The sequence below is a fragment of the Phenylobacterium sp. genome (genome assembly GCF_030693625.1).
In the GTDB taxonomy this organism is placed as follows: domain Bacteria; phylum Pseudomonadota; class Alphaproteobacteria; order Caulobacterales; family Caulobacteraceae; genus Phenylobacterium; species Phenylobacterium ferrooxidans.
Map to the genome: position 1 here is coordinate 79,206 of NZ_JAUYAF010000070.1, position 23,634 is coordinate 102,839.

The following is a 23,634-nucleotide window of genomic DNA, read 5'->3' on the forward strand; positions in this document are numbered from 1 at the left end:
CGTCACTGGAGAACATGGTTCGAGGCGAGTTAAGGCTTTCCAAAGACTGAGGAATCAAGCCTCGGCCCGAGGCAGCTCCAAAACCACCGAAAGGCCGCCCAGCCTGGCTTGGTCCAGCTTCAGCGCGCCGCCATAGGCGCGGGCGAGCTCGTCCATAATGTTGAGCCCGAGGCCGGAGCCTGGCGCGCTTTCGTCCAGACGGGCGCCGCGCTGCACGGCGGCCTCGCGCTCGGCGGGGGTCAGACCCGGCCCATCGTCCTCGACCGAGAGCCTCAGCCACTCGGGCGAGACCATCTCGGCCCGGACCCGGACCCGAGCCTTGCACCATTTGGTGGCGTTCTCCATGGCGTTGCCGGCCAGCTCCAGCAGGTCCTGCCGCTCCCCCAGGAAATAGAGGTCGTCGGCGGCGTCCCAGTCGATGGTGACGCCCTTGTCCTGGAAGATGCGCTCCAGGGTCCGCGAGAGTTCGTCCAACACATCGGCGACGGAGGTGCGCTCGCCCGAGCCCTGGGTGCGGGCGGCGGCGCGCGCGCGGCGCAGGTGGTGGTCGACCTGCTGGCGCATGGCCTCCGACTGGCGGGTCACCACGTCGGCCAGGGGCCCCGGCTGGGCCTGGGACTCGGCCAGCATCACCGACAGCGGGGTCTTGAGCGCATGGGCCAGGTTGCCGACGTGGGTCCGCTGGCGCTCCACGACCTCCTGGTTGTGGGCCATCAGGGCGTTGAGCTCATCGGCCAGGGGCTTCAGTTCGGTGGGATAGGCGCCCTCGATCCGCTCGCGCTTGCCGCGCCGGACATAGGCCACCTCGTGGCGCAGGGCGAACAGCGGGTTCAGGCCCACCCGGACCTGGATCACCACGGCGGCCACCATACCGATCCCCAGCAGCAGGAAGGCCACCGACGTTGCGGTGACGAAGTTGCGGATATCCCGGTCGACCGGGCTGCGGTCCTCGGCGGCCATGAACACCACCGGCGACTCGCCGCCCGGCAGCTCGGCCCGGGTGGCCATGGCGCGCAGGGGTTCGTTCAGGGGGCCGCGGGTGTCGTAGAAGATCGGCTTGCCGGGGTCAGCCGCCAGCCGCAGGGCGAGATCCGGGGGCGACTTCAGCTCGCTGTCCCACAGGGAGCGGGAGCGGACGCGGGCCCGCAGCACCCCGTTCACCGGCTCGCTGATCTGCCAGTACTTGCCGGAATAGGCGCGCAGGGCCCGCAGGTCGGTGAAGGCCGGACCGACCGGTCGCTTGGTGGCCTGGTCGATGGTGGCGCCGGCGGTGAGGTTGTCGATCAGCTCGGCCAGGCCCTGGTCGAACCGCCGGATCGCCGCCTGCTGGAACAGCATGGAGAGCACCAGGGCCGTCACCAGCAGCACCGCCAGCGACCAGCCGGCGGCCAGGATCACCAGCCGGCGGACAAGGGACGGGCGGCGGAGGAACTCGAATTTCACGCGCCGGCCGCCTGGTCCTCCAGCTCTTCCGGCGGGGCGGTCAGGCGGTAGCCCAGGCCGCGCACCGTATCGATGCGGTCGGCGCCGATCTTCTTGCGAACCCGGCCGATGAACACCTCGATGGTGTTAGAATCCCGGTCGAAGTCCTGGTCGTAGAGGTGCTCCACCAGCTCGGTGCGGCTGATCACCCGGCCCTGATGCATCATCAGATAGTGCAGCAGGCGGTATTCCAGGGAGGTGAGCCGCAGGGGCTCGCCATTGACCGTGGCGCGCGCCGCGCGGGGGTCCAGGCGCAGGCCGCCCACCGACAGGCTGGGGGCGGCGTGGCCGGCGGAGCGGCGCAGCAGGGCCCGCAGGCGGGCCAGCAGCTCCTCGGTATGGAAGGGCTTGGTGAGATAGTCGTCGGCGCCGGCGTCGAAGCCCGCGACCTTCTCGCTCCAGGCGCCGCGGGCGGTGAGGATCAGCACCGGGGTGGCGACATTGCCCCGCCGCCAGCGCTCCAGCACCGACACCCCGTCCACCTTGGGCAGGCCGAGATCGAGGATGACGGCGTCATAGGGTTCGGTCTCGCCAAGGAACTGGGCTTCCTCGCCGTCGCCCGCGTGATCGACGGCGTAGCCGGCGTCGCCCAGGGCGGACTTCAGTTGCCGCGAGAGGTCCGGATCGTCTTCGACCAGTAGGATGCGCATGGAGTCCCTCCAGAGCGTGACAGCCGAAAGTGGAAGCCGGTCTCGGCGCCCGTCACGCTCAAACTAAAAGCCTAGCCGCCTTCGCGCGACAGAATCTGACCGCTCTCGGCGTCGACGATGAAGATCATCACCCGCCCGTCGGGGGTCTGCCACTGAACGAAATAGGCAGGGCGGCCGGAATAGTCGCCCATGGTGGTGTTGAGCTGACGGCCGGGGGTGCGCGCGGCGATGCGGCTGATGACCTGGGACAACGGCACCTGACGGCCGCCGCGCACGGCGGCGCGCGCCTGGTCCTGGTCACCACGGGCGCCGTAGGACGGCCGCCCGTAGTCCGGATAGCCCTGCGCCTGGGACACCACCGGGGTGAGCGCCAGGAGAAGGACGGCTATGGCGAGTGAACGCTTCATGCCCAGAGGTTTAGAGCTCCGCGACTGAACCCAGCCTGAATGAGAGGGGTTATGCAGGCGGTGCGGCGCTCTGTCACGCCGAAGCCGCGTGGAAGGCGAACGCAAGGGGGCGGAGCCACCGCCGACCTGGCCGGTTCCACCGCGATGGCTCCCTTGGGAGGCCAGTCCCATGGCTGCCGATAGCCTAAGCCGGCGAGACCCCCTAGAAGATGTCGGCAGAAGCGCGCCATACCGGCAGGCCCACGGTCCAGATGCCCACAGACGAGCCCCCAACCAGCATCGAGCAGCTGCTAGACAGCCCTGACCTCGCCGCGGCCCTCGGAAACGAACGTTTCAAGCAGTTCCTCGACCAGGTGCCGATCGCGGTGGCGGTCTCGGAACTGAACCCGGTCGAACGGGTGATCTACGCGAATCTGGAGTTCGAGCGGCTGTCGGGCCAGCTGAACACCACCGTGCTCGGCCATGGATGGCAGAGCCTGCCCGGCGAGGCGGCTCCGCCCCAGTCCCCGAGGTCGATGGGCGAGGCGATCGCCAAGGGGCGCGACTATCTCGGGTCCTTCAACATGCCGCATAGCGATGTCGGGATGATGGTGGACGCCTGGTCCAACATCATTGAGGACGACGAAGGCAAGCCCGCCTTCCGGCTGGTGGCGCTGATCGCGGCCGCCAAGCGGGACCCTTCGATGCTCACCACCCTGGAGGAGCAGGTCAGGGAGAAGGACACCCAACTGCTGGAGCTTCAGCATCGGGTGAAGAACAATCTGCAGATGATCACCGCCCTGATCCGGGTGGAGGCCCGCGGGGTCACCGATCTTTCCACCGGCGAGGGTTTCGACCGTCTGGCCGGTCGGGTGGAGGCCCTGGGCCTGCTGTATCGCGCGCTGGGGGATTCCGCCGGTGAGGGCGTGGTCGATCTCGGCATCTATCTCAGCGAAATCGCATCGGCCGTGATGCGCGCCCATGCCGTCGAGGGCATCCACCTCGATATGCAGGTGGACACCTGGCTGGTCTCCCTTGATGTCGCCATGCCCACGGGCCTGGTGGTCAACGAACTGCTGACCAATACGCTCAAGCACGCGTTCCAGGGCCGCGACGGCGGAACCATCACCCTGCACAGCACCAGCGAGACCGGCGGAGGTTGCCGCGTCCTGGTGGCTGATGATGGGGTGGGCCTGCCCGAGGGCTATGTCTGGCCCAAGCAGGGCAAGCTCTCGGCCCTCATCGTCCGCTCCCTGCTGCAGAACGCCCGGGCGCACATGAACGTCACCTCGTCCCCCGGCAAGGGCATGCAGGTGGAGATCACTTTCGACTGGGCCGACGCGGCCTGAGGGTTCGGGCGCGCCGCGTCGTCGCCCTGTCGCGTCGGTTCAGGAGGGCGGCGCCCCGCCGGTGGCCAGATAATAGGCCACACCCGCCGCGGCGCAGCCCAGCAGCAAGGGAATGACGCCCACCTTGAATCGGAAGGCCGCAACTCCGGCGGCCAGGGACAGCAGCAGACCCGGGAGGTTCACCGACGCCAGGTCGGGAACGTCCAGCGTCATGGGACCGATCCGGACAGACGCCACCTGGGCGAACAGGACGTGGAGCGCAAACCAGATGGCGAGATTGAGGATCACCCCCACCACAGCCGCGGTGATCGCCGCCAGCGCGGCGTTGAGCGCCCTGGCGCCCCGCAGGGCTTCGACGAAGGGGGCGCCGAGGAATATCCAAAGGAAACAGGGCACGAAGGTCACCCAGGTGGTGAGGATGCCCCCCAGCACGCCCGCGGTGAGCGGGTCCATGCCGGCGGCGTTCCTGTAGGCGCCCATGAAGCCCACGAACTGGGTGACGATGATCAGGGGGCCCGGCGTAGTCTCGGCCATGCCCAGGCCGTCGAGCATCTCGCCGGGCTTGAGCCAACCATAGGTCTGCACCGCCTCCTGGGCGACATAGGCCAGGACAGCGTAGGCGCCGCCGAAGGTGACCACCGCCATCTTCGAGAAGAACACCGCGATCTCGGAAAAGACGTTGTCCCATCCGAAGGTGAGACCGAGCCCCAGGACGGGCGTGAGCCACAGCAGCGCCAGGACGGCGCCGGTCTGAAGCGCCCAGATCAGGTGGGGTCGCGCGTGGTCCGGCGTCTCCTCGCCCAGGACGGTGTCGGCGTCCGCCACCTCATGGGTCACCTTCGGACCGTGGCCGCCGCCGACGAGGAACGCCTTCATCCGGGCCCGGCCGCCGAGGAAGCCGATAAGTCCCGCAGCCAGGATGATGACCGGGAACGGAATGTCGAAGGCGTAGATGCCGACGAACGCCGCGGCCGCGAGCCCGATCATGACGGGGTTCCTGAGCGACCGGCCGCCGACCCGGATCACCGCCTGGAGAACCACCACCAGCACCGCGGCCTTGAGGCCGAAGAAGAGCGCGCTGACCGGGCCCGCGCCTCCGTACAGGGCATAGAGGATGCTGAGCGCCATGATCGCCAGGAAGCCCGGCAGCACGAACAACAGGCCGGCCACCAGGCCCCCCGCCGTCCGATGCATCAGCCAGCCGATATAAATGGCGAGCTGCTGGGCCTCGGGCCCCGGAAGCAGCATGCAGTAGTTGAGGGCGTGCAGGAACCGCCGCTCCCCGAGCCACCGCTTCTCCTCCACCAGGATACGGTGCATCACCGCGATCTGGCCGGCCGGGCCGCCGAAGCTGAGGGCCGCGATGCGCGCCCAGGTCTTCACCGCCTCCCCGAACGGAACGGCGGGCGGGCGGACTGAGGTCTCGCTCATCGGGGCGCCCTCGGAACGGCGAGAGCCGTCATCTGAGGGGTGAAGCTCAAGTATGATGGTCGGCCACAAGCCATGCGCCTGCTCCCTGCGGAGATGCGCGGTCGTTGGGCCAAGGCCTGTCCGGGACACCGCTCCCTCCCGGTCTTTCCACGGCTAGGGCAAAGCCACGCGAATGGCAACCGGTGGGAGGCGACGGGTCCTGATCGACCGGAGGCTGCCTCTTGGACGCCGCCGGAACGCGCCCTCTAGCGCCGCCGCGCGGTGTAGGGCCGCTCGGCGCGCCAGGTCTCGGCGAAGGCCTCCAGCTCAGGGTCGATGGCCTCCGGCAGCATCAGGACGATGCGGGCCAGGAGGTCGCCACGCTTGCCCTTGGCGTCCGACAGGCCCCGTCCCTTGAGGCGCAGGGATGACCCACCGCCCTTTGGAACCGAGACATTGACGGGGCCGTCAGGGGTCGGCGCCTGGACCTTGCCGCCGAGGATGGCGTCGGGAATCGAGACCGGCAGGTCCATCACCAGGTTGTCGCCCTCGCGCCGGAAGATCGAGTGGGGCCGAATGGTGAGCTCGATGAAGGCGTCGCCCGGCCCTGCCCGTCCCGGCGAGCCCTGCCCCTTAAGGCGCAGGGTCTGGCCCTCCTCCGCCCCCTTGGGAATAGAGACATCGATGGTGCGGCCGTCGGAGAAGGCGATGCGCTTCTTGGGGCCGTGGATGGTGTCTTCCAGGTCGATCTCGAGCTTGGCGCGCACGTCGGCGCCGCGCTGGGAGAAGCCGCCGAAGCCGCCGCCCTGCCCGCCCTGGGCGCCGCCGCGCGCGCTGCGGCCGAGGATTTCACTAAGGATGTCGTTGAGATCGACGTCGGGTCCCTCGGCCTGGCCGCGAGGGCTCCAGCCGCCGCCAGGCTGGCCCCAGGGCCCGCCGCCGCCACCGCCGCCGCCGAAGCCACGCGAGGTCTCACGGCCGTCGGCGTCGATCTCGCCGGCGTCGAACTTCTTGCGCTTGTCGGGGTCACCGACGATGTCGAAGGCGGCGCTGACCCGCTTGAACTTTTCTTCCGAGGCCTTGTCCCCCGGATTGGTGTCGGGGTGATGCTTCTTGGCCAGCTTGCGGAACGCCTTGCGGACCTCGTCGGCGCTCGCGCCACGGGTCACGCCAAGTTCCTGATAGGGATCGCCAGCCAAGAGAGAAAAACCTTCCAGTTCGCAGGGAGAATGCGTGGCCTTCAATTAGGCTGTTTGGACCCAGGCGCAAGAGCGGATGTGATAAAAATGCCACATACGCGGGCCGGCGCCGAACCGTTAGCCTCCACCCATCCGGACCGGGGCGCCATGAGCATCGTCAAACTCTTCCTCTGGCCCCGGGGCCGCATCGGCCGGCTCAGCTTCTGGCGCGGCCTGCTGGTGGTGTTGCTGGCCGCCTTCGCGGCGGACCTCGCAAACTACATGGCCGGGATGATCCATCCGTTACAGATGCGATTCTACCTGGCGCTGGCTTGCCTGTTCGTCTGGCTGTGCCTGGCGGCCAAGCGGCTGGAGGACGCCGGGCGCTCCCGCTTCCTGGCGGCGATCCCCGCGGCGCTGCTGATCGCGGGCCTGGCCAGCGTGGCCTTCCTGGTGGGGGCGCTGGACGGACGCGGCCCGGCGCCGACCACGATGATCGGATTCTTCGGGCCGCTGGCGGGGGTGGCGGCGTTCCTGGGCGCGACCCTGTGGATCGGGCTGGCCAAGACGAAGGCCTAGTCGTCGCCGCGCTCTTCCATGAGGTCGTAGGCGACGTAGGCCATGGCGTCCTCAGGGTCTTCGAGCTCGTCCTCGCTGATGGTCTCGCCTCGAACGGAGACGCCGGCGCGGTGGACACTCTCCGGATCGCCGGAGATCAGCGGGTGCCAGTCGGCCAGGCCCCGGCCCTCATTGATCCGCCGGTAGGCGCAGGACAGCGGCATCCACTGGAGCTGGTCGACGTTTTGCGGCGTCAGTTTTATGCAGTCGGGGACATGTTTCTTTCGCCCAACATAGTTACTGCAGGTGCAGGTCCCGGCGTCGAGCAATCGGCAATGCACGCGGGTGGGGATGATCTCGCCGGAATCCTCATCCTCGAAGCGAACGAGGCAGCAAAGCCCGCAACCGTCGCATAGGCTTTCCCACTCCGGCCCCGTCATCTGGCGGAGTGATTTCGTTTCCCAGTAAGGTCTCGTCGCCATGCTATGGGCGTCCTAAACCAAAAGCGTCCCTGCCGCCCCTTGTTAGTTTGACCCGTGCCCGACTGGAATCTCGACCCTTACAAGTTCCCGGACTCCAGGCCCGGCCCGCAGACGCCGGGCGCGCCGGCGCGCGAGCCCACGCCTGAACCGGCGGCCGACGAACACTTCCGGGCCGATCTGCCGAAGTCGAAGAAGGCCAAGGTGAAGACGGAAAAGCCGCCCAAGGCCAAGCGCGGCGGCTCCGGCGGAGGCGGTTCCGGGTTCGGCGGCGGCGGCGGGCCGCGCAAGGCCAGGAACCTCAAATGGCTGTGGACCACCCTGGTGGTGGTGGCCGCGGCCACCGCCCTGCTGGTGCTGGGCGGCGCGGTCTATGTGCAGCAGGTCTATCTGAAGGACATTCCGGCCCTGCCCGAGCGCGAGGCGCTGTATGCGATCAACCGGGCCCCGGCGATCAAGTTCTTCGACAAGACCGGGGTGCTGATCGCCTCGCGCGGGCCCAAGTACGGCGACCGGGTGTCGCTGAACCAGCTGCCCGACTATGTGCCGCGCGCCTTCCTGGCCGCCGAGGACCGCCGTTTCTACCATCACGGCGCCGTGGACCCCTGGGCCATCCTGCGCGCCGCGCGGGCCAACTATGCCGCGGGCCGGGTTGTCGAGGGCGGCTCGACCCTCTCACAGCAGCTGGCCAAGGGCCTGTTCCTGACGCCCGATCAGACCATGACGCGGAAGATCCAGGAGGCCGTCATGGCCCAGCGCCTGGAGAAGATGCTGACCAAGGACGAGGTGCTGGAGCTGTACCTCAACCGCATCTATTTCGGGGCCAACACCTTCGGCATCGACGGCGCCTCGCGCACCTATTTCGGCAAGCCCGCCAGCCAGCTGAACCTGTCGGAAGCCGCCCTGCTGGCCAGCCTGCCCAAGGCGCCCTCGCGCATGGCGCTGAACCGCAACATGTCCGGCGCCCTGGAGCGCCAGCGCCTAGTGCTGGAGCGCATGGTGGGCGAGGGCTGGACCACCGCCGAGGACGCCGCGACCGCCGCAGCCCGGCCGCCGCTGATCAGTCCCAGCGCCTTGGCCAATGACGGGGACATGGGCTACGCGCTGGACTACGCCACCAACGAGGTGCTGAAGCTGGTAGGGCCCAACTCGCCCGACCTGATGGTGCGGCTGACCATCGACCCCAAGCTGCAGGCGACCGCCGCCAACATCCTGCGCAAGGCCATCGCCGGTGAGGGCAAGGCGGCCGGCGCCTCCCAGGCCAGCATGGTGGCGATCTCCTCGGAGGGCGCCATCCGCACCATGGTCGGCGGGCTCGACTACAACGCCAGCGTCTTCAACCGCGCGGTCCAGGCCAGGCGGCAGCCGGGCTCGTCCTTCAAGCCCTTCGTCTATGCCGCCGCCCTGGAAAAGGGCGTCATGCCCACCGATGTGCGCATCGACGGTCCGGTGAAGTTCGGCGACTGGAAGCCCGAGAACTACGGCGGCGGCTATCGGGGCGCGGTGACCATCGACACTGCGCTGGCCCGCTCCATCAACACCGTGGCGGTGAAACTGGCCCAGGAGGTCGGCGGCCCGGGCGTGGCCGAACTGGCGCGGCGCTTTGGCATCACCACCATTCCGGCCAGCCCGAACCTGTCGGTGGCGCTCGGCTCCTACGAGGTGCCGCTGATCGAGATGGTCTCCGGCTTCCAGGTCTTCCAGACCGGGGGCGCCCGGATCACCCCGTACATGGTCGATGAAATCAAGACGATCAGCGGCCAGTCGGTCTTCCTGCACCAGACCTCTTCGCCCGTGCCCGCATACGACATCGCGCGCGCCAGCATGATGGTGAAGATGATGAAGAAGGTGATCACCGGCGGCACCGGCACCCGGGCCAATTTCGGCCGGCCGGCGGCGGGCAAGACCGGCACCAGCCAGAACTGGCGCGACGCCTGGTTCGTGGGCTTCACGCCCGACTATGTGGCCGGGGTCTGGGTGGGCAACGACGACGACAAACCGATGAACAAGATCACCGGCGGGGTCATGTCGGCCTCCATCTGGCGGGAGTTCATGATGGTGGCGCACGACAAGCTGCCGGTCCGCGACTTCGACTGGCTGCTGCCCGATCCCGAGCCCGATTTGGAGGCTGATCCGCGCAACGACTTCTATGAGGGCCTGGCCGAGGAATTCTCCGCCGCCGCCCGCGACGCCCAGGCCGCGATCCCGCCTGAGCCCATCGAACCCAAGCCGCCCGTGGAGCCGCCGTCGATCGAGGAGATTCCATTCTAGTCTTCCGCTCGTCCCGGCGAAGGCCGGGATGAGCGGTTTGGGATAAGATTGCGGATGTCGCGGCTCAATGCCGCTCTAGAGCTTGCTTCGCGCCCGCGCCTCGCTATGTCGAACGCCGCATGAAGCCGCCCATCCTCGCCCTAAAGTCCGTCCGCCTCGCCGACGGACCGAAAATGCTGTTCGACGGCGTTGACCTGTCGGTGGAGCCACGGTCGCGCGCCTGCCTGGTGGGGCGCAACGGGGCAGGCAAGACCACCCTTCTGAAGATGCTGGCCGGCCAGATCCAGCCCGACGACGGCGAACGCGCCGTGCAGCCGGCCACCCGCATCGCCTATGTGCCGCAGGAGCCGGAGATCGTCGGCGCCACCCTGCTGGATCACTGCACCGCCGGCGGCGCGGCCGAGCACAGGGCTCAGGCGGCCTTGACCGAGTTCGGCATTGATCCTGAGAAGTCGACCTCGGGCCTCTCGGGCGGGGAAATCCGCCGCGTGGCCCTGGCCCGCGCCTTCGCCGAGGACCCGGACCTGCTGCTGCTGGACGAGCCCACCAACCACCTGGACATCCTGGCCATCGAGACCCTGGAACAGGAGTTGTCCTCCAGCCGGGCGGCCATGGTCATCGTCAGCCACGACCGCGCCTTCCTGGAGCGCACCACCCAACGCTGCTTCTGGCTGGAGCACCGCAAGGTGCGCCGCCTGGACAAGGGGTTCGCCGCCTTCGACGCGTGGGTGGAGCAGGTCCTGGCCGCCGAGGCCGAGGAAGGGCGCAAGATCGATAAGAAGCTGGAGCAGGAAGAGCACTGGCTGCAGCGCGGGGTCACCGGCCGTCGGGCCCGCAACGAGGGCCGCCGGCGCGCCCTGATGGACCTGCGGCAGGTGAATGTTGAACGCCTGCGCGAGGTGCGCGGCGAGATGAACATGGGCATCGCCTCCTCCGGCCTGTCGGGCCAGCGGGTGATCGAGGCCCGCGGGATCGCCAAGGGCTTCGGCGACCGCACCCTGCTGAAAAGCTTCTCCACCCGCATCCTGCGCGGCGACCGGGTGGCCATCGTCGGCCCCAACGGGGCGGGCAAGACCACCCTGGTGAAGATGCTGCTGGGGGAGATCGCTCCGGACGAGGGCTCAGTGAAGCTGGGGGCCAATCTGGAGACCGCCTATATCGACCAGGCCCGGGCCGACCTGAAGCCCGACATGATGCTGCGCGACGTGCTGACCCCGCTGGGGGGCGACCAGGTGATGGTGCGCGGCCTGCCCAAGCACGTGAACGCCTACGCCAAGGACTTCCTGTTCACCGACGCCCAGATCCGCCAGCCGGTGCGCAGCCTGTCCGGAGGCGAGCGCAACCGCCTGCTGCTTGCCCGCGCCCTGGCCACGCCCGCCAACCTGCTGATCCTGGACGAACCCACCAACGACCTGGACATGGACACGCTGGATCTGCTCGAGGACCTGCTGGCCGACTTCGAGGGCACCCTGATCCTGGTGAGCCACGACCGCGACTTCATCGACCGGCTGGCGACCTCCACCATCGCCCTGAACGGCCGCGGCGACGTGGTGGAGACCCCGGGCGGTTGGCAGGACTTCCTGCGCCAGAACCCCGGCTATTTCGGCGCCATCGCCAGCCCGGCCCCACCGCCGACAGCGCCGAAAGCCGCGCCGAAAGCGCCTGAGCCGAAGAAGACCACCAAGCTGTCCTTCAAGGATCAGCACCGGCTGAAGGAGGCCGAGGGCCTGATGGCCAGCCTGCCGGCCAAGATCGCCAAGCTGGAGGCCGACATGGCCGACCCGGCGCTCTACGCCCGCGACCCCACCGGCTTCGACAAGCTGACCAAGGCTCACGCCGCCGCCCAGGCCGAACTGGTTAAGGCCGAGGAAGACTGGATGACCCTGGAAGAGATGCGCGAGGCGCTGGAGGCCGGGCGTTAGCGCCTGATTCGCTGCGACCACAGGTTAGCTGTGGATAGATCTTGGCGCTGAATCTTAAGGGAAAACGCCGCGAAATCCCCAAACCATCCACAGGTTATCCCCGGAGATTTAGCGCTCCGCTCACATAGGGGCGAGTCGCGGCGCTTGCTTCATAGAGGGTTCGGGAGGAAGGTCAAGAGGTCGAGAGGGACTGCGGCGCAGACGGACACGGAAACGGGTTCGACCAAGCGAGCAGAAGGTTCTCGGAGGATTGGAAGCGGCGCAAGCCGGGACCTTCATCTCCGCGGGACACCGGTCGGCGACGGAAACCTGCGGGTAACCCCGCGTTCGAAGTCGCAAACTGACCTTTGGGCACAGATCCCCCAACGGATCTGGATGAGAGGGCGACGCAGCGGGAAACCGCCGCGCCGCCCTCTTGCTATGGGGATCACCCATTTTGGTGCGGCATTCTGTCCCGACTTGGCACAGCTTAAACATTTCCCCATCCGGATGGGGCATGATCCTGCGGCTTCGTAGGGATCCTCGATGCTGGCCAAGCCTTCACGCGACCTGATTCTGACCCTCAGCCTGACCGTTACTTTCGTGGCGGCCACGTTGTTCAGTCTCGCCCTGACCAAGGGCGAGGCCGGGGTGGCCGCCATCTGGCTGTCGAACGGAATCCTGGCGGCCATGTTCCTGCTGCTGCCGTGGCGCCTGAGCCTCCCGGCCGCCGCCGTCTGTTTCCTGATCAACTGGCTGGCGGGCCTGTGGCTCGGCAATCCGCTGGGGGTCGGCCTGGTCTTCCCGATGCTGAACTTCGCCGAGGCCTTCGCCACCGCCTGGCTGGCGCGCAAGGCCTGCGGCCAGACCATGCGCCTCACCAGCCTCAAGCGGGTCGCCCAGCTGCTGCTGTTCGCCATCGTCCCGGCCACGGCGGCCAGTTCGGTGGTGGCGGCCGACGTCCTGACCCTCTTCGACCGCAGCTTCAATGTGGTGCTCAGCACCTGGTTCTACGCGCACGGCCTGGGCATGGCGATCGCCCTGCCCGCCGTCCTGCTGATCGCACGCTCGGACACGGTGCGCGACTTTCATCGCGAGTGGCCCGAGCAGTTCGGCCTCTATTGCCTGATGGCCGCGGTGTGCGTGCTGGCCTTCGTGCCGGTGCGGTTTCCGACCCCGGTGATCATCTTCCCGATGATGGCCCTGATCGCCTTCCGCCTGGGTCCGCGCGGCGCGGCGGTGGCGGCGATGATGCTGGCTTCGATCTCCTCCAGCCTGGTGCTGGGTTCGCAGGAGACCCACACCGGCGCCACCTGGACCATGCTGGAGAAGACCCGGGGCATTCAGTTCCTGATCGGGATCAACTTCTTCACCAGCCTGGCCACGGCGCTCGCCATCGCCGACCAGAAGCGCCTGAAGCGCCTGTGGGCCAGCCGCACGCGTGTGGCCCGCGCCGCCCAGGCGCGCGCGGTCGCGGCGGGCAAGGCCAAGTCGGAATTCCTGGCCACCATGAGCCACGAGATCCGCACCCCTATGAACAGCATCATCGGCTTCACCGAGGTGCTGATGAAGCGCGGCGACCTGCCCGAGGGGGCGAACCGGCAGCTGACCCTGATCGACCGGGCCGGCTCCTCCCTGCTGACCGTGGTCAACGACATCCTCGACTTCTCCAAGATGGAGGCCGGCGAAGTGGACCTGTCGCCCCGCCCCGTCGAGCCCCGCGCCGTGGCCCAGGACACCCTGGCCATCGTCGCCGAGGTGGCCCGCCGCAAGGGTCTGGACCTGCAGTTCAACACCAGCGGCGAGGTCGAGCGCGCGGTGATGATCGACGACCTGCGGGTGCGCCAGATCCTGCTGAACCTGCTGTCCAACGCCATCAAGTTCACCGAGCGGGGCAGGGTCCGCCTGGACCTGGAGGTCACGGTCGAGGGCACGATCTCCACCCTGCGCTTCGTGGTCACCGACACCGGGATCGGCATCCCCACGGAGCAAGCGACGAAGCTGTTCAAGCGCTTCAGCCAGGCCGACTCCACGGTCAGCCGCAGCCACGGCGGCACCGGCCTGGGCCTCGCCATCTGCAAGGGACTGACCGAGCTGATGGGCGGCCGCATCGGCCTGGACAGCGCCTCCGGCTACGGCTCGGTCTTCTGGTTCGAGATCGACGCCCCCCTGGCCGACGCCGAGGCTCCGCCCCCCACGGGCGGCATGCGCAAGATCGGCGAGCTGGGCGCCAAGGTGCTGCTGGTGGACGACCATCCGGTGAACCGCGAACTGGGCGCCACAGTCCTGACCCTGCTGGGCTGCGAGGTGGTGCTGGCCGAGAACGGCGAGGAGGCCGTGGCCGCCGCCCGCGACGGAACCTGCGACCTGATCCTGATGGACGTCCACATGCCCCGAATGGACGGGCTGGAAGCCACCCGCCTGATCCGCGCCCTTGGCGGCCCCTGCGCCGCCGTGCCGATCATCGCCATGAGCGCCGACGTCATGCCCGAGATGGTGGAGCGCTGCCTGAAGGCCGGCATGGTGGACGCCGTCGGCAAGCCGATCCAGATCGAAGCCCTGCATGCGGTCCTGGCCAAATGGCTGGAACACGCGCGGGAGGCGGCTGCCTGAGCGGAATTGGGGGCCATCTCGACCTTAGACCTTGAATCTAGAGCATGTCCGGGCGGCGAACCGGCGCCCACTTGCGCCTGACATGCTCTAAGTTCACGCCCCCATCTTGGAAGCGGGGCCGTCACGCCCTAGGTTCCCCATGATCGAAGTTGGGGACAGATCATGCACGCCCTTCGCAGCCTTGCGCTCGCCGCCCTCGCGGTTCTCGCCGTCGCCTGCTCGCCGGCCAAGAAGGCCGAGACCGCGCCGGCCGCCGGCCAGCCCACCGTCATCAGGTTCGCCACCGACTGGCGCGCCCAGGCCGAGCACGGCGGATTCTATCAGGCGCTGGCCACCGGGGAGTACGCCAAGCGCGGCCTGGACGTGCAGATCGTCCAGGGTGGCCCCGGTGTGAACGTGCCGCAGCTGCTGGCCTCCGGGGCGGTCCAGGCCGGCATGGGCTCCAACAGCTTCATCGCGCTCAACATGGCCCAGGAGGGCGTGCCAGTCAGGGCCGTCGCGGCCATGATGCAGAAGGACCCCCAGGTCCTGATCGCCCACCCCGACCAGGGGATCGAGAGCATCAGTGACCTGAAGGGCCACCCGATCCTGCTGTCGGACGCCTCGGTCACCGCCTTCTGGGTGTGGCTGAAGTCCAAGTACGGGTTCAGCGACGACCAGATCCGCAAGTACACCTTCAACTCCGCCCCCTTCCTGGCCGACAAGCGCGTGGCCCAGCAGGGCTACGTCACCAGCGAGCCCTACACCCTGGAGAAGGAGGCCAAGCTGAAGGCCAAGGTCTTCCTGCTGGCCGACGACGGCTATCCCAGCTACGCCACCATGATCCTGGTTCCCCAGAGCCTGATCGATCAGAACCCGGCGGCGGTGCAGGCCTTCGTGGAGGCCTCGGCCAAGGGGTGGAACGACTATCTCAACGGCGACGCGGCGCCCGCCGACGCCCTGATCCGCAAGGACAATCCGGAGATGGCGCAGGACGTCCTGGACCAGGCGCGGGCGAAGATGAAATCCTACGGCATCGTCGACGGCGGCGAGGCCAAGACCGCCGGCATCGGCACGATGAGCGACGTCCGTTGGGCCGAGTTCTTCAGGATGGCCACCGAACAGGGCGTCTATCCCAAGACCCTCGACTACAAGAAGGCCTACACCCTGCAGTTCGTGGCCCCGGCCGCGAAGTAGCGTGCCGCCGCCCGTCGTCGCCCTTGAGGCCGTGGAGGTCGACTACGCCAAGCGCGGCCGCGCGCTGGGCCCCTTCAGCCTGAGCATCGCGGCGGGAGAGATCGTCGCCCTGGTGGGTCCGTCCGGCTGCGGCAAGTCCACGGCCCTGCGCCTGCTGGCGGGCCTGGAACAGCCGACCCGAGGAACGGTCACCCGCACCGCCGGGCGCGGCGAGACCTCGGTGGTGTTTCAGGCGCCGACCCTGGCGCCCTGGATGACGGCGCAGGCCAATGTCGCCCTGCCCCTGGAACTGGCGGGCGTGCCGAAGAAGGCCGCTCGTGAGCGCGCCGCCCAGGCCCTGGCCCGGGTCGGCCTGGCCGGCGCCGAGCAGGCCCGCCCGGCCCAGCTGTCGGGCGGCATGGCCATGCGCGCCTCTCTCGCGCGCGCCCTGGTGACCGAGCCGCGCCTGCTGCTGCTGGACGAACCCTTCGCCGCCCTGGACGAGATCACCCGGCGGTCCCTGGCCGACGACGTGCTGAAGCTGTGGCGCGAGACAGGGCCCGCTATCGTCTTCGTCACCCACAATGTCGAGGAGGCCGCCTATATGGCCGCGCGCGTGGCGGTGCTGACCCGGGGGCCCGGCCGCATCGCCGGCGAGGTGAACGTGCCCGGCCACCTGCCCCGCCTGATCGGCTTCCGCGCCACGCCGGAGTTCCGCGAAGCCGCGGAGGCGGTGTCGGACCTGCTGCTCAAGGGCTCGGAGAGCTTGGCGTGAACCGCGTACTGGACGTCTTGGCGCCGTTCGCTCTCATCGGTCTGCTGCTGGCCGGGTGGGAGATCGCCTGCCGGGTCACCGGCGTGCCGGCCTATTTCCTGCCCGCGCCCTCCGACGTCGCCGTGGCCCTGGCCACGGACACCGCCAGCCTGATGCAGGCGGCCTGGAACACCCTGTCGGTGGCGCTGATCTCGCTGATGATCGCCAGTATCCTGGCCCAGGCGATCGCCTTGCTGGTGGGCCTGAGCCCGCTCATCGACCGCGCGGTGCGGCCATTGGCCTCGGTTCTCCAGGTGACGCCGGTGGTGGCCATCGCGCCCCTGGTGCTGATTTGGGCGGGCATTGATCACCCCGAACGCGCCATCGTGGCCCTGGCCGTGCTGGTGGCCTTCTTCCCGATCTTCTCCGGCGCGGTCACGGGGCTGAAGGCCGCCGATCCCGACCTGGAGCGGCTGTTTGATCTCTATGGCGCGAGCCGCCTGCAGCGCGTCCTGCGCCTGCGCCTGCCGTCGGCCGTCCCATTTCTGCTGGAAGGTCATAAGGTTGGCGCGGGCCTGGCGGTGATCGGGGCGGTGGTGGCCGAGTTCGGCGCGGGGTCAGGCGGGGTGCGCGGCCTGGCCTGGCGCATCCTCGACGCCGGCAACAAATTGCAGACCGCGCGCATGATCGCCGCCCTGGTGGTGCTGGGTCTGATGGGGGTGGTGCTGCACGCCCTGCTGGAGCGCGCCGAGCGCACGGGCCTGGCCTGGTGGCGTGGCCGTTAAAGACGCCCGTTAGCTCAGGGTTAAGCGACCGCGGCTAGCGTTGTCGCATGATGAACCTCGGCCACGCTATCGCCGCCGTCGTCCGTGCGATCACGCCCGGCTCCCAGGAGGATGACCGGAACCGGCCCTATGAGCGTCCGGCCTATGAGCAGCAGGCCCCCGCGCCCACCGGCCCGATGCTGGGATGGTCCAACAAGCGCGCCTATCCGAGCACCGGCGGCCAGCCCGGGATGATGCAGCGCCCCGAGCCCCTGGCCCTGGCCGGCCAGTTCACGCGCGGACGTCAGGCGGCGCCGCAGGATCGGGACCTGCCCCCGCCCCCCGGCGAGAGCAGCCGCGTGACCTATCAGCCGCCAGCCTACACCCCCTTCGTCCCCCAGGCCCCCTATCAGGCGCCGCGCCCGAGCGCGCCCTCGCCCGCGCCCTCCCTGGACCAGCAGACCTCTTCCTCGCCGCCGATCTATGCGCCGCCGCCCTCCAGCCTCTATGGCGGCCCACCGCCCCTGCCGGAGCAGGCCGCGGTCGCCGCCAGCCAGAAGGTGGTCGACGCCTCGGCGACGGCCCGCCACGTGGGCGGCTCCTCCAAGCTCTATTCGATGCACCGGGCCTATGGCCTGGAGCCCGACGTGATCCCCACCGTCGAAGGCGGCGACCGCTACGTCTTCATCGGTCCCCCCGATGCGCCCGCCTCCAAGAAGACCGACGACGGCGACGACAACAGTTCCGACAAGGCCGGCGACGGTCGCCCGTTCTGAGATCCTGATGACGCGCACGAAGCTTCACGACCTGATCGAACTGGCCCAGGAGCCCTCCAGCTCCCGGCGGCGTGAACTGCTGCGCGGCGTCACCGACCTGTTCTTCACCACCGACGAACCCCGCGCGCCCGGCGAGTTGTCCCTGTTCGACGATGTCCTGACCCAGCTCGCTGGCGAAATGGAGGAAGCTGTCCGCGTGGAGCTGGCCCAGCGCATGTCGGGCGTCGATCCGGCGCCGGCCGGCCTGATCCGCAGCCTGGCGCGCGACCCCTCCATCGAGGTGGCCCGTCCGCTGCTGGAGGGCTCCACGGCGCTCACCGAGGACGACCTGCTGTCGGTGGCCCGTACCCGCGGCCAGGATCACCTGCGCGCCATCAGCCAGCGGACCGTCGTCTCCGAGGCGGTCTCCGAGGCCATCGTGGAACGCGGCGACGACGAGACCCTGGGAACCCTGCTGGCCAACCAGGGCGCCGAGATGTCGCGCGAGACCCACGAGATGGTGGTGGACCGCGCCGCCGAGAACCCGGCCCTGCACGCCGCTGTCGTCGCCCGCAAGTCGATGCCCGCCGACCTCCTGAACGAGATGTATTTCGTGGTGGAGGCCCGCCTGCGCGACCAGATCCTGGAGCGCAACCGCGAGATCGATCCCGACGAGCTGGACGCGGCCCTGGCCGCCGGCCGCAAGACGCTGGCCGCCCGCGACGGCGCCCTGCCCGCCGACTATGTGGAGGCCGAGAAGGCCGTGCGCATCCTGCGCCTGCGCGGGGCCATCACCCCGCCGGTGCTGGCGGGCTTCCTGCGCAACCGCGAGACCACCAAGTTCCTGGTGGCCCTGTGCGAACTGGCCGACATCGATTTCCACACCGCGCGGCGGATCCTGGAACGCCGCGAGCTGGACGCGCTCTCCATCGTCTGCAAGGCGGCGGGCTTCGACCGCTCGCTGTACCTGACCTTCGCCGTCCTGATCCTGGACCGCGACTCCAACGCCATGGGCCGGGCCCGCGAATATGGCGAGCTCTACGAAAACCTGCCCCGCGAAGCCGCCCAACGGACCATCCGCTTCTGGCGCATGCGCCGCCAGACCGGCGACGTCGCCGCCGCCTGACCCTGACGCCCTAGTAGGCCGCGCGCGGGCTCGTATGGGTCAGACGATCCAGGGCGTCCGACGCGATGACGCTCAGCGAGCGCAGCCCCTGCTCGGCGAAGACGTCGAGGGCGGCGTTGAGGGCGTGGGCGGCGGCGGCCCGTTCGCCCCGGTCGCGGCCGGTGATGTCCAGGCGGGCTTCATAGAGGCGGGCGAGGTTCACCTGCAGCAGGGCCCAGGCGGTGGGATCGCGGCCCGGCGACATGGCGGTGAGCTCGATGCGGAAGGCGGTCTCGGCGGCGTCCAGCACATTGAGGTCGCCGGTGAGTTCGGCTGAACGGGCCAGGCACAGCGCGCGGTTGGAGGCGCTGACGGCGCTCAGGGCGAGGGCCGGGATCTCCTTCAGCACCATGGCGGCGCGGTCGTAGCAGGTGACGGCCTGTTCGTAGGCCCGCTCGCTGGCGCCTGCCTCGCCGAGCGCCTGGAGGCTTTCGGCCAGGGCGGTCTGCACGCGGGCCCAGTCCATCGGGCTGTGGTCGCGGTTGAGCTCGCCCAACACGTCGGCCAGGGCGTTGACCGCCTCGGCCACGCTCTCGATCTGACCGGCGGCGTCGCCCAGCAAGGCCAGAGCCTGGCCGCGCAGGGCCGCGGCGCGGGCCCAGCTCAAGGGTTCGAAGGCGGCGTCCAGGCCGTCGACGGCGGTCTCGGCGTCGTCCAAGGCCTGTTGCAGCAGGTCGCGGTCCTTCAGGCGCGCACCCCAACCCAGCAGCAGGTCGGCGCGGACCAGACGGGCCTCGACAGCCAGCAGTCGGGCGGCGCGGCAGCGCTTGGTGAGGACCTGGAGGCCCTGGATCGGAATGGTGAAACGGGCGGCCACGACACGGGCGGCCTGGGCGTCGCCGGCGGCCATCCTGGACCGGCCCTCAAGGGCGGCGATGCCGACATCGGCCAGCGGCAGGGCGAGACCGCCCCGGGCGGCGGCGCGGGCTTCGCGGAAGGCGAGATCGGCGGCGGCGTTGAGGCCGTCGTCGCCGAACAGTTCGGCGCCCAGCATAGCGCAGAAGGCCTGTTCGCAGCGGGCGCGCGCCCAGCCGTCCGGACGGCGATTGCGGTCGAAGAGATCGGCGGCGGCCTCGGCGGTGGCGGCGGCCTTGCGCAGGGCGACCGCGTCGCCGGAGCGACGGGCGACCTCGCGCCAGACGATGGCGGCCTCCAGGCGGCGCTGGGCGCGGTCGGTGGCGCCGACACGGCCGGCGGCGACATCGGCGGCCTTGGCCTCGGTCTTCAGCAGTTCCAGGTCCAGCAATTCCAGCAGCGAGGAGTCGCCGCCGGTCAGGCCGTCCCGCGGGGTGTTCAGGCCTTCAGCGCCGAACAAGCGCTTAAGTTCACGACCGAACTCGAACATGACGCGGCTCCGATCACCCTAGCGTCTCAACACGGGACGCCTGTCTTGGGTTCAGACCGGAAGGAGCAAAGCCGGGTCCGAGATCGTAAACAAGTGGTTAATCAGTGCGTTATGGTTAACGAAGTACGAATTTTCGCGTTTTGGGCGAATTGCGGCGCTAGGCGAAGATCGACGCCTCGCCGGCCTCGTCCAGGACACGCCACTCGCCGGCCGCCAGGTCCGCGGGCAACTCCAGGCCGCCTATGCAGTCACGGTGCAGGGCGTTCACATGGTTGCCGACGGCGGCGAACATGCGGCGGACCTGATGGTAGCGGCCCTCGGTGATGGTGAGCGCGGCTTGCGTGGGCGAGATCACCTGCAGCTCGGCGGGCGCCAGGGGCGTCTCCTCGCTGTCCAGCATCAGGTCGCCGGCGGCGAAGATCGTCCCCTCCTCCCCGCTCAGCGGCCGGTCGAGGGTGGCCAGGTAGCGCTTGGCCACGTGGGCGCGGGGCGAGATCACCCGGTGCAGCAGATCCCCGTCGTCGGTGATCAGCAGCAGGCCCGAGGTGTCCTTGTCCAGGCGCCCGATGGTGGAGAGCCCTGGCATGCGGGCGCGCCAGCGGGTGGGCAGCAGTTCATAGACGCTGCGGCCAGCCTCGCGATGGGAACAGACCACGCCGAGCGGCTTGTGCATGATCAGGGTGAGCGGCGCGGGGGGATCGACCGCGACGCCGGAGATGGTCATGCGCGCCGGCAGCTCGCGGACGATAGGGACCTTGGCGCCGGCGTCTTTCAGGGTCACGCCGTCCAGCACCACCCCGCCGGCCCGGACGAGCGCATTGACCTCGCGCCGGGAGCCGTAGCCGAGATTGGCCAGCAGGCGATCGAGCCGGGCCATCGGGGCCTTGCTCACTTCCGGGCCTCGTAGATCTTGTAGCCGCCCGCCTCGGCCCGCAGCTCCACCTTGGAGAAGGCGGCCGCCAGGGGCCGTTCATAGGGCAGGTGGCGGTTGGCGGTAAGCCAGCAGGACCCGCCCTTGCGCAGGGCCTTGGCCGCGGTCTCGATGAAGGCCACGCCCAGGGCCCGGTCTTCCGCCCCGCCGTCATGGAAGGGTGGGTTCATCACCACGAAGTCCAGATCGGTCAGACCGGCCTGACGCACGTCGGCCCAGAGGATGGTGGCACGGGGGTCGGCGACGTTCCTGGTGGCGGCCTCGACGGCGCGACGATCGACGTCCACCAGGACCAGGCTCTTGACGTCCGGGCTGGCGAGGACCGTGAGGGCCAGGATGCCGATGCCGGCGCCGAAGTCGGCGCCCCTACCCTTCAGCGGCGGAAGGCTGGCGAGCAGCAGGGCGCTGCCTGGATCGACCCGATCCCAGCTGAACACGCCGGGCTGGCTCCAGAGCTGGCCCATCTGCTGGGGCGCGCCCTTGGCCAGGACCGCGTCGAGACCGGCGACGGTCTGCGGCCGCTCGACCGTGCAGATGCGGTTGTGCTTGCGGGACTCCTCGAAGACCTCGCAGCCGAAGGCCTCGAGACTCTTCTTCAGGCGCGAACCGCCCTTGTCCTTCGGCGCGAAGGCGGTCAGCCGCCCGCCGGGCTTGAGGACGCGCAGGGCCTGGGCCAGGGCGTAGTCACGCTCGGCGGTGCCAGGCGGGGCGGCGACCACCGCCTCGTCCAGGCTGACCTCGGCCAGGCTCTCCAGGGCCGTGGAGCCCGGCAGGATGGGGGAAACCTGGAGCGCGCCGGTCGGCACATCGACCAGGTTGTGGGGCGGGGTCCCGTAGACGATCGCGGCGGCCACGGCCCTAGCCCCGCTCCCGGGTGCGGTGGAAGGCCACCGTCGGATAGCGCTCGACCACATAGCCCAGCTCCCAGGCCGACTTGGCCAGGAACACCGGTTGTTCGTCGATGTCGGTGGCCATGGCGGTCTTGTGCTTGGCGGTGAAGTCCTCGATCTCAGCCTTGGTCCCCGTGACCCAGCGGGCCTCGGCGAAGGGGCTGGCCTCGAACTGGACGTCGAGCTGGTACTCGTTGGCGAGCCGATCTGCCATCACCTCGAACTGAAGTTGCCCCACGGCGCCGACGATGAAGTCCGCGCCGAACTGGGGCCGGAACAGCTGGGTCACCCCCTCCTCGGCCAGGCCTTCCAGGGCCTTCTTCAGGTGCTTGGCCTTCAGGGGGTCCTTCACGCGCACCCGCTGCAGGATTTCCGGGGCGAAGTTGGGCAGGCCCGCGAAGCGGATGGTCCCGGTCTCCGACAGGCTGTCGCCAACCCGCAGGACTCCATGGTTGGGGATGCCGATGACGTCGCCGGCGAAAGCCTCCTCGGCCAGTTCACGGTCCGAGGCGAAGAACATGATCGGCGCGTTGACCGACAGCTGGCGGCCAGTGTTCTGCACCTTCAGCTTCATGCCGCGGGCGAACTTGCCCGAGCACAGGCGCAGGAAGGCGATGCGGTCGCGGTGGTTCGGATCCATGTTGGCCTGGACCTTGAAGACAAAGCCGGTGACCTCAGGGTCGCCCGGGATGATGTGGGTGGCATCGCCGCCCTTGGTCGCGGCCACCGCCTTGGGCGGCGGGGCGTAGGCGCCGAGGCCGGCCAGCAGCTGGTCGATACCAAAGTGGCGCAGGGCCGAGCCGAAGAAGACCGGGGTCATGTGGCCCTCGAGGAAGGCCTGCGGGTCGAAGGGCTTGGAGGCCTCTCCCACCAGCATGGCGGTCTCTTCCAGCTCGGCGCGCTCATCGGGGTTGAGATAGCTGGACACCGCATTGCCGGCGAAGCCGATGGCGGCGGGGTGGCCCTCGTCCTTGTTGTCGGCGGTCTTCTTGGCGAAGGGCAGGAACTGCTGGTTGCGCAGGTCCAGCATGCCCTTGAACCGCCCGCCCGAACCGGCCGGCCAGTACAGCGGCGCCGGATCGAGGGCGAGCTTGGACGCGATCTCGTCGAGCAGCTCGATGGGATCCTGGGCCTCGCGGTCCATCTTGTTGATGAAGGTGACGATGGGGATGTCGCGCAGGCGGCAGACCTCGAACAGCTTCAGGGTCTGGGGCTCGATCCCCTTGGCGGCGTCCAGCACCATGACCGCGGCGTCGGCGGCCGTCAGTGTCCGGTAGGTGTCTTCCGAGAAGTCCTCGTGGCCCGGGGTGTCCAGCAGGTTGAACATCAGGCCGTCGTGGTCGAAGGTCATGACGCTGGCCGAGACGGAGATGCCGCGCTCGCGCTCGATCTTCATCCAGTCGGACCGGGTCCGTCGGTTCTCGCCACGGGCCCGCACCGCGCCGGCCGCGCGGATCGCGCCGCCCGCCAGCAGCAGGTTCTCGGTCAGGGTCGTCTTGCCGGCGTCCGGGTGGGAGATGATGGCGAAGGTGCGCCGGCGCGCGGCCTCGGCGGCGGGAGAATTGCTCATGGGCGGGGACTAGCGCAGCAAGCGCCGC

Annotated in this window: 20 protein-coding genes; 10 read left to right on the forward strand and 10 right to left on the reverse strand. The window is 69.2% G+C overall.

The window, feature by feature from the left end; genetic code table 11:
* Window positions 1-54: 54 nt before the first annotated feature.
* The 3 genes from Q8N10_RS15895 to Q8N10_RS15905 form a co-directional block, all read right to left on the reverse strand.
* A complete protein-coding gene (locus tag Q8N10_RS15895) occupies window positions 55-1,443 on the reverse strand; it encodes a sensor histidine kinase (RefSeq protein ID WP_304779045.1) in 1,389 nt (462 codons plus the stop codon).
* On the reverse strand, window positions 1,440-2,132 hold the full coding sequence (locus Q8N10_RS15900; protein WP_304779048.1) for a response regulator transcription factor: 693 nt from the start codon (window positions 2,130-2,132) through the stop codon (window positions 1,440-1,442). The genes Q8N10_RS15895 and Q8N10_RS15900 overlap by 4 nt, the downstream gene beginning before the upstream one ends.
* A gap of 71 nt (window positions 2,133-2,203) precedes the next feature.
* Entirely contained in the window at window positions 2,204-2,539 is a 336-nt protein-coding gene (locus Q8N10_RS15905; RefSeq protein WP_304779051.1) for a PepSY domain-containing protein, read from the reverse strand.
* A gap of 209 nt (window positions 2,540-2,748) precedes the next feature.
* Here Q8N10_RS15905 and Q8N10_RS15910 point away from each other — a divergent pair, with 209 nt between their 5' ends.
* On the forward strand, window positions 2,749-3,867 hold the full coding sequence (locus Q8N10_RS15910) for a sensor histidine kinase (protein ID WP_304779054.1): 1,119 nt from the start codon (window positions 2,749-2,751) through the stop codon (window positions 3,865-3,867).
* Between the two features lie 39 nt (window positions 3,868-3,906).
* On the opposite strand, the gene chrA is transcribed toward Q8N10_RS15910, so the two are convergent.
* Both chrA and Q8N10_RS15920 read right to left on the reverse strand, forming a co-directional pair.
* Complete coding sequence (gene chrA, locus Q8N10_RS15915; RefSeq protein WP_304779057.1) at window positions 3,907-5,298, reverse strand: chromate efflux transporter; 1,392 nt, start codon at window positions 5,296-5,298, stop codon at window positions 3,907-3,909.
* A 245-nt stretch (window positions 5,299-5,543) separates the two neighbouring features.
* Complete coding sequence (locus tag Q8N10_RS15920) at window positions 5,544-6,476, reverse strand: DnaJ C-terminal domain-containing protein (protein WP_304779060.1); 933 nt, start codon at window positions 6,474-6,476, stop codon at window positions 5,544-5,546.
* A gap of 147 nt (window positions 6,477-6,623) precedes the next feature.
* Here Q8N10_RS15920 and Q8N10_RS15925 point away from each other — a divergent pair, with 147 nt between their 5' ends.
* Complete coding sequence (locus tag Q8N10_RS15925) at window positions 6,624-7,034, forward strand: DUF805 domain-containing protein (protein WP_304779062.1); 411 nt, start codon at window positions 6,624-6,626, stop codon at window positions 7,032-7,034.
* Here Q8N10_RS15925 and Q8N10_RS15930 read toward each other — a convergent pair.
* On the reverse strand, window positions 7,031-7,495 hold the full coding sequence (locus tag Q8N10_RS15930; RefSeq protein ID WP_304779065.1) for a YcgN family cysteine cluster protein: 465 nt from the start codon (window positions 7,493-7,495) through the stop codon (window positions 7,031-7,033). The genes Q8N10_RS15925 and Q8N10_RS15930 overlap by 4 nt on opposite strands.
* 54 nt (window positions 7,496-7,549) lie before the next feature.
* On the opposite strand from Q8N10_RS15930, the gene Q8N10_RS15935 reads away from it, so the two are divergent.
* The 8 genes from Q8N10_RS15935 to Q8N10_RS15970 all read left to right on the forward strand — a co-directional run bounded on the left by Q8N10_RS15935 (window position 7,550) and on the right by Q8N10_RS15970 (window position 18,831).
* Complete coding sequence (locus Q8N10_RS15935) at window positions 7,550-9,763, forward strand: transglycosylase domain-containing protein (protein WP_305663956.1); 2,214 nt, start codon at window positions 7,550-7,552, stop codon at window positions 9,761-9,763.
* Window positions 9,764-9,882: 119 nt separating this feature from the next.
* Window positions 9,883-11,685: an ABC-F family ATP-binding cassette domain-containing protein gene (locus tag Q8N10_RS15940; RefSeq protein WP_304779069.1), complete on the forward strand. Its 1,803-nt coding sequence runs from the start codon at window positions 9,883-9,885 to the stop codon at window positions 11,683-11,685.
* A 525-nt stretch (window positions 11,686-12,210) separates the two neighbouring features.
* On the forward strand, window positions 12,211-14,277 hold the full coding sequence (locus Q8N10_RS15945) for an ATP-binding protein (RefSeq protein WP_304779071.1): 2,067 nt from the start codon (window positions 12,211-12,213) through the stop codon (window positions 14,275-14,277).
* Between the two features lie 162 nt (window positions 14,278-14,439).
* Entirely contained in the window at window positions 14,440-15,453 is a 1,014-nt protein-coding gene (locus tag Q8N10_RS15950) for an ABC transporter substrate-binding protein (protein ID WP_304779073.1), read from the forward strand.
* Between the two features lies 1 nt (window position 15,454).
* Window positions 15,455-16,207, forward strand: a complete 753-nt coding sequence (locus Q8N10_RS15955) for an ABC transporter ATP-binding protein (protein WP_304779075.1) — start codon at window positions 15,455-15,457, stop codon at window positions 16,205-16,207.
* Window positions 16,204-16,971 carry an ABC transporter permease gene (locus Q8N10_RS15960; RefSeq protein ID WP_304779078.1) on the forward strand — a complete coding sequence of 256 codons (768 nt, stop codon included), beginning with the start codon at window positions 16,204-16,206 and terminating at the stop codon, window positions 16,969-16,971. The genes Q8N10_RS15955 and Q8N10_RS15960 overlap by 4 nt, the downstream gene beginning before the upstream one ends.
* A gap of 47 nt (window positions 16,972-17,018) precedes the next feature.
* Complete coding sequence (locus tag Q8N10_RS15965; protein ID WP_304779081.1) at window positions 17,019-17,726, forward strand: hypothetical protein; 708 nt, start codon at window positions 17,019-17,021, stop codon at window positions 17,724-17,726.
* 7 nt (window positions 17,727-17,733) lie between these two features.
* Window positions 17,734-18,831 (forward strand): DUF2336 domain-containing protein, encoded by a 1,098-nt coding sequence (locus tag Q8N10_RS15970; protein ID WP_304779084.1) that lies wholly within the window; start codon window positions 17,734-17,736, stop codon window positions 18,829-18,831.
* 10 nt (window positions 18,832-18,841) lie between these two features.
* Here the strand turns inward: Q8N10_RS15970 and Q8N10_RS15975 are convergent, their stop codons facing one another.
* The 4 genes from Q8N10_RS15975 to Q8N10_RS15990 form a co-directional block, all read right to left on the reverse strand.
* Window positions 18,842-20,215 (reverse strand): hypothetical protein, encoded by a 1,374-nt coding sequence (locus Q8N10_RS15975; protein WP_304779087.1) that lies wholly within the window; start codon window positions 20,213-20,215, stop codon window positions 18,842-18,844.
* 157 nt (window positions 20,216-20,372) lie between these two features.
* On the reverse strand, window positions 20,373-21,107 hold the full coding sequence (locus tag Q8N10_RS15980) for a pseudouridine synthase (RefSeq protein WP_304779090.1): 735 nt from the start codon (window positions 21,105-21,107) through the stop codon (window positions 20,373-20,375).
* Window positions 21,104-22,000 carry a class I SAM-dependent methyltransferase gene (locus Q8N10_RS15985; protein WP_304779092.1) on the reverse strand — a complete coding sequence of 299 codons (897 nt, stop codon included), beginning with the start codon at window positions 21,998-22,000 and terminating at the stop codon, window positions 21,104-21,106. The genes Q8N10_RS15980 and Q8N10_RS15985 overlap by 4 nt, the downstream gene beginning before the upstream one ends.
* Window positions 22,001-22,004: 4 nt before the next feature.
* The gene (locus Q8N10_RS15990; protein WP_304779096.1) at window positions 22,005-23,606 is read right to left on the reverse strand and encodes a peptide chain release factor 3; all 1,602 of its coding nucleotides are present in this window, start codon (window positions 23,604-23,606) and stop codon (window positions 22,005-22,007) included.
* Window positions 23,607-23,634: the final 28 nt, after the last annotated feature.